This is a genomic window from Calothrix sp. CBUCES-K 9914, assembly GCF_059640475.1.
Genome location: NZ_JBXXZH010000405.1, coordinates 1 through 5,656, shown reverse-complemented (window position 1 = coordinate 5,656; position 5,656 = coordinate 1). Strand labels below are relative to the sequence as shown.

The 5,656-nt window shown below is 38.6% G+C and carries 5 protein-coding genes; 2 read left to right on the top strand and 3 right to left on the bottom strand.

The window, feature by feature from the left end:
- Positions 1–1,005: DUF4114 domain-containing protein (locus AC2JBO_RS42540; RefSeq protein WP_496959654.1), on the top strand; the 1,005-nt coding region annotated here is incomplete at its 5' end.
- 83 nt (positions 1,006–1,088) lie between these two features.
- Here AC2JBO_RS42540 and AC2JBO_RS42535 read toward each other — a convergent pair.
- The 3 genes from AC2JBO_RS42535 to AC2JBO_RS42525 all read right to left on the bottom strand — a co-directional run bounded on the left by AC2JBO_RS42535 (position 1,089) and on the right by AC2JBO_RS42525 (position 4,381).
- On the bottom strand, positions 1,089–1,232 hold the full coding sequence (locus AC2JBO_RS42535) for a hypothetical protein (RefSeq protein ID WP_496959653.1): 144 nt from the start codon (positions 1,230–1,232) through the stop codon (positions 1,089–1,091).
- Between the two features lie 226 nt (positions 1,233–1,458).
- A complete protein-coding gene (locus tag AC2JBO_RS42530) occupies positions 1,459–3,153 on the bottom strand; it encodes a DUF3352 domain-containing protein (RefSeq protein WP_496959652.1) in 1,695 nt (564 codons plus the stop codon).
- Between the two features lie 433 nt (positions 3,154–3,586).
- The gene (locus AC2JBO_RS42525; protein ID WP_496959651.1) at positions 3,587–4,381 is read right to left on the bottom strand and encodes an Rpn family recombination-promoting nuclease/putative transposase; all 795 of its coding nucleotides are present in this window, start codon (positions 4,379–4,381) and stop codon (positions 3,587–3,589) included.
- Between the two features lie 332 nt (positions 4,382–4,713).
- Here AC2JBO_RS42525 and AC2JBO_RS42520 point away from each other — a divergent pair, with 332 nt between their 5' ends.
- Entirely contained in the window at positions 4,714–5,133 is a 420-nt protein-coding gene (locus AC2JBO_RS42520) for a hypothetical protein (protein WP_496959650.1), read from the top strand.
- Positions 5,134–5,656 lie beyond the last annotated feature (523 nt).

The following is a 5,656-nucleotide window of genomic DNA, read 5'->3' as shown; positions in this document are numbered from 1 at the left end:
TACACCACCGCTCAAAACACAACAAAAACTGATTTGAGTTCCTACACCACCGCTCAAAACACAACAAAAACTGATTTGAGTTCCTACACCACCGCTCAAAACACAGCAAAAACTGATTCAGATTCTTACAACAAAGCTCAAAACACAGCAAAAAGCGATTTAAACTCATACAACACAGCTCAAAGCGCTGCGGATAACGCTTTAAGTGCCTTTAAAGATGCCCAAGTAATGGCAGCAATAGCATTAGAAAAGGCGACATCAACTATTACTGCGGCAAATGGAGCTTGGGGTAATTGGGACAAAACACCTGGTATTCAAGATAAGTCACTCGATAAATCAGGTTTCCAAGCTTTAATTCCTCAATTCCAGGCACTAGTACAAAAAGAAGGTAGAGAAATACCAGGTGATCAAGTTGTTGCCCAAAAATTAGACCCTAGCACTCTGTTTTTAAAACAAGCTCATGATGTTCGTGTTTGGTTCCTTAATGAAGGTGCAAGCTATCGCAACCAATTAGCTTATGAAGCAACTAGGGGTAGTGGTTATGAAAAAGGGATGATTTTTAGTGATGTCTCCTGCGATATTAGCAATGGTAAAAATAAGGGTTGTCAATTAGGTGAAAAGGATGGTGTATTAGACATTGGTGACTTTGTTAACTTGGGTACATTAAAAGGTAATACACAGTTAAACTTCTTAATCAAAGCTGATGGTGCGAGTGCTTCACCTCGGAATGGTGATATTTATGGTGGTATAACAGAACTCAATCCAGACCGTTTGCAGCACTTGATGGCTTGGCAAGTCGGTGATTACCTAATGTTGGGCTTTGAAGACTTACGTAATGGTGGTGACAAAGACTATAACGATGTCATGTTCGTTGTAGACTTCGGTAAAGATAACTTAAAAACATCCGCAGTACCTGAACCGGGAACAATGGCAGCACTCTTAGGTGTAACAGGTGCTGGAATGTGGTTACGTCGTCGCAAAATCAAAACCGGCGCGAATCGCTAAAATTTGATGTTCCGTTAAATTTGGTAATTGCCACCAAACCTCGTAGAGACGCGATTAATCGCGTCTCTACAAGGTTTATAGGTTTATCGAATTTTCTTAACCGAGCAGTATTGGAAGCCGTCTTCTATTAAAGAAAATGTACCTATTGACCAACTTGTTGCTATTGCCTTATCAGCACAAGTATCAGGCGCCTGTGGTTGATAACCTGCTTTTACACCTTGAATCATATAAACAAATGAAAAAGCTCGGCTACGAAAACTTTTAGTTTCTTTTGGTAAATACGGTTTTATAATTCACTATATTATTTTGGAAGATGATGTTGTAATTTTAAACGTTTATCATGGACTAGAAAATCGGTCTCGTTAATATTAGTAATTATCTAAATATTGTTTACGTTGTTACAGATAACGTAGAGACGCGATTAAATCGCGTCTCTACAAAGAAATAAAATATCTATTTAGAACCTTTTGGTTTGAGTGATAGCAACATTTCTACTTGACTTGAGGTTTTGTCAGGACTGGTTGCAGTCATACTCACACCACGAATTGAGCTTAAAATAGCTTTTGACTCCGGGTCGATAGCCGACTTGCCAGTTGCAAATTTATTTACCAATGTCATTGTTTTGTCCATATCGAGGTAAAAGTAACCACCATTGGGTTTTTGTAATGAATTGGTAATAGTTTTGAAAGAATCATCATTTTCCAGTGATTTACCGTTTTGCGTTGTAATTACATCCGCAATTGGGGCGCCCAATGCTACAAATACGGTATCTTGGTCAAGCCAACCATGTGCGAGTACTCCACCTTGGTTTGGAACGTCCCATTCGGTAACTTGTTTACTACCAATATTGCGCTGTTTAACGCTGACATTTTGAGCTTTGACAAGATTATCGAGTTTGGCGAACATTGATCTAGCTGTCTTATCGTCTTTGGTGTCAAATACTAAGGCGCCACCAAATCCTGTTTGTGCTAGTAATCCTTGACTCGAAGGAATTGCAGCTAATGCAAATTCGCCGTCCATCCAAGCAAATACTTCTTTGTCTAAGTCAATATTTGCATATCTGGTGTAAGTACGTGCGGCGCCTAAAGCTGTCTGAAGTTCAGGAATATCTTTTGATTGGTCAAGCATTGCATTCCACCAACGATTTATACCTTGTCCGTTGATTAGAGCAAATGTCTCAGCAGGGAATGTAGAAACTATTTTGGAATTGGTTGACTCATATTGATATACGTTCAACTTCGGGTCAAGGTTTGCAGTTGCCTTCATCCGTATACCAACGTCGTCAATTCCAAATCCTATCACCATTGATTTAACTTGTTTGAGTGACTCTAAAGCTTTTGGTGGAATTTTTGCGGTTTCGGGATCAGATTTGATTATCGCTTCAACCATTCCTCCATAGTCAGGTACAAATATTTGAGCAACGGTGTTTTTTAAGTCGGCACCTTTACTCAAAATTTCGCTGGCGCCTTGTTTGCTTAACAGCGATGGTTCACCTTTGAATGTATCAATTGCTTGTTCAACCGAGCGTCTACTTGAAGCTACTACAACATAAGTATTATCTAAAACAGTACTATATGAAGGGGTATCTTTACCTTCTGCTTTATCTTGTATTTTATCTTTTGCTTCACCTTTTGATTCGGTAATTTTGAACCCTTTATAATCAGTTTCTGTGAATTTTATATCTTTTTGAGACTTGAGTTTATTTGTAAAATTTAAAGCCGATATTTTATCTTTAATCCCGATCACCATCAGCATATCAACATCTGGTGTGCTTCGAGTAGACTTTGCCTGTGCTGGTTTAACTGGACTTGGTGGTAACACGGCAAACATTATCCCTCCCACCCACGGTTTAACGTCTTTTTCATACGAAACACCGTCTTTTTCTAGACTTTTATTAAATTCCCCCATACCTTTAGCAAACAATTGTTGTGCTTCAGGAGTGCCAAACTGTTCAATTTTTGCCCAGGCTTTTGGGTCGGTTGTGATATATCCTGCCATTAATGCCTCGTCTGGTACTATTTTAGCACTTGCTAAGGCACCGGATGCATCACCAGAAGGACCTTTAAGAAAATATGTATACGCAGCAAAGGCGCCACCTGCAACAACTGCCGTACCAATTACGGCAACAATAAATTTTGATCCTGACACTTTTGTTAACCTTATCTATCTTAATTATGCTTAAATTGTCAGCGAGTTTTTTCAAGCCGTCATTGTAGAGTTTTCGGATATATTTATCATTTCAATAGATATACTGAGTTTACAGATTTAATTAGTAAGATTACGTATAGAAATTTAATAATTTATGAAGAACATAGGTTAACTGACGTGCATTCAAGTTAATATTACTAGTTTGCGTGCGCTATGAGCGCTACTACAAACTAATTTACCTAAATTGTAGCAATTTTACTGAACCTCAATTACAACAAGTGTTCATAAAATAATAGTATTTACTCGAATCAATAAAGCTTTATAAACCTCCGTGATTTGTGTAATTTAAAACTTGTCAAAAGTATAAATAGTAGCGGTGGGCTGTAGCCCACCATATAAATGTTATTGAACAAAAACGTGTGGTGACAGAATGTTACTTATTAATATTATCTTGAACAGTTTTCACATCCAGCTTTAAGCGCTCTGCTATTTGCTCAATAGTTAACCCTACCTCTAGTAAGATAGGAATTGTCTCTATTTTTTGTTCGAGTCGTCCCTTTTCAAGTCCTTCTTCAACCCCTTCTAAATAGACCTTGCTTTTTCTCAGTGATTCTAATTCAAGCATAGCTTCTAGTTCCTTTACTGTTAGATTCGGAAGTTTATCTACTACCACCGTTTGAATAAATTGTAGAACTTTTTCTTTTAAAGCGGGACTGGTAATTTCCGAATTTGCCTTAAAAAGCATCTGTCGAGCTAACTCCCCAGTTTTATTTTTGCTTTTTTTCTCGGCGACTAAACGCATAATTCCTACACCTAAAGATTGATTAGGGTCTTTACCTAGTTCGTCTAGATAAAACCGACGTAAGACAGGTAAGAATATCTCTAAATATGGTGGGAGTGTTTTTTCGTTGCTGCGTTTATCGTAGATGACAATAGCATACCATTTCTTGTTTGGTGGTTTATGCTGAGTCAAATACATTATTATTTTGCCAAAAAAGGCGTTGTAGAAGTTACTGTCCTTATATGCTTGTGCTTCAACAAAGTAAAGTGGCATGAAGCTATACCCTGAGCGCGTTGTAAATAAACCATCCAACCGAAGACCTTGTTGCTTAACTTCTTCTGCACCGAACGAGTATGCAGTTTTATCGTGCTGTGGTTCACCGATGAGTTCAAAGAATAGTTCCGGCAAGTCATTGAAGATTTTATAAAAGAGTGGATCTGCTGTCATTCACTTTTCGCTCACACCTATGGAGACGTGGTAGATTTCAATCAGTACAATGTTGCTATATAGTTTAATTGTTGTATTTATATACATAAATTTTCATGCGCTTAGAATTTTGATTCACCACAGAGGCGCAGAGGAGCCACTGCCGTGTAGGGGTTCCTCCCGAGTCGCGCAAGTGGCGTGGCACAGAGAGGAGGAAGAGAGATTTGTGCAGTTCTCGGTGCCTCATGTAGATATATTTGCCTTCCGACTGGGAATTATAAAAATAAGCTGTAAAAGCTTCCAATAACTACAATTTTACAGTATAAATATACTAAATAAATATTTTTACAACTATGCAGCGTCTCCAGTCAGTCAGTGCATCGGATTTGCAGGCATTTTTAGGTGCCCCCGAACAGTTATTGCAGCAACCAGTAGAATTGCAGTTAGCTGTTGCCAGTTTTGCGGATACACCTCGTAGTTTACTTGAGGTTTTAGTGAATAGCGCTTTAGAGGAGGTAGCCGAAGCTGCTTCTTTACATGTAAATTGGCCAGGAGAAATAACAGATTGGCAGAGTGCGGTGGATGAGATACTTGAATCTCGGCAAATGGGACAAAACGATAGACTTGCTGTAGAACTACTTAAGATTGGCGCCGTACCTCCCTGTTTTTTGAGCAAGTGGGTTCCAGCAGAAAGGTTAATTCAAGGATTGCGTAATCCTTACATGCCGTTGCGCTACCGTTTCAAAAACAAACTCAACTATAAACGCAGGTAAATTAAGTTTAGCTACATCACTTCCTGGTGGTATGGTGAACGTCTACACGATAAGCTTCCATTGATAAACTTATAACTCCCGCACTCTTGTTTCAGGATAATAAGTCAAGGTAGAGTATTTCCTCTAGCTTGAGTGTGAGCTAGGTTTTTGAAATACTCAGATTTTTTGATCCCCCCAACCCCCCTTAATAAGGGGGGCTAAAAATCTTGCCTTTTTATTAAAACCTGGGCTAAAAATCTTGTCTCTTTATTAAAACGTAGGCCAAAACTCTTGTTCCCCCCTTATTAAGCAGGGCTGTTTCATTCCCTCTCAAATCGGATTTGTCAAGATGGTTAGCTATAAAAATCATAAGTATGGGTAGCAATGAAATAGACTTTTAAGCACATAAATATAAGTGTGATTGTTTATTTTATCGGCGCCTTGGTAGCAAAATTACCAATAAAGATTTGCGCGAAACCCTTGATTTTTCAAGATTTTTAGGGAACGAATCAGCCCTGCCTTATTAAGGGGGGTTGGGGGGATT